1 protein-coding gene is annotated in these 540 nt (G+C 60.4%); it reads right to left on the reverse strand.

Translation table 11 applies throughout. The annotated features are described in order from the left end of the window. The coding region (locus DK926_RS26300) for an IS3 family transposase (RefSeq protein WP_279387112.1) at nt 1-531 on the reverse strand (531 nt) is incomplete at its 3' end. Between the last annotated feature and the right edge of the window lie 9 nt (nt 532-540).

The following is a 540-nucleotide window of genomic DNA, read 5'->3' on the forward strand; positions in this document are numbered from 1 at the left end:
CATGTAACCGAGCGCTTCGTGCAGACGCTGATGGTTGTACCACCACACGTATTCGAGCGTCGCGAACTCGACGTCGTCGACCGTTCGCCACGGTCCACGCCGGCGGATCAGCTCGGTCTTGTAGCTCGCGTTGACGCTTTCGGCGAGGGCGTTGTCGTAGGAGTCGCCAATCGTGCCCACCGACGGTGTGATGCCCAGCTCGATCAAACGATCGGTGTAGGTCACAGACAGGTACTGCGACCCGTGGTCGGAATGATGTGTCAACCCGGATAGATCGGTATTCGCCTGCCACACAGCGTGATCGAATGCAGGGAGGGGCAGGTCTTCGGTGCGCATGGACGACGCCACGTGCCATCCCACGATCTTGCGGGTGCACACGTCCGTGACGAAGGCGACGTATGCGAAACCCTGCCACGTCCGGACGTAGGTGATATCGACCACCCACAATCGATTCGGTTGTGTTGCAACGAAATTACGTTTCACACTGTCCCGCGGCCGCACCCCAGCAGGGTCGGGTCGGGTGGTGAACACCTTCTTCGA

It is taken from the genome of Rhodococcus sp. Eu-32, assembly GCF_003336925.1.
Lineage (GTDB): Bacteria > Actinomycetota > Actinomycetes > Mycobacteriales > Mycobacteriaceae > Rhodococcoides > Rhodococcoides kyotonensis_B.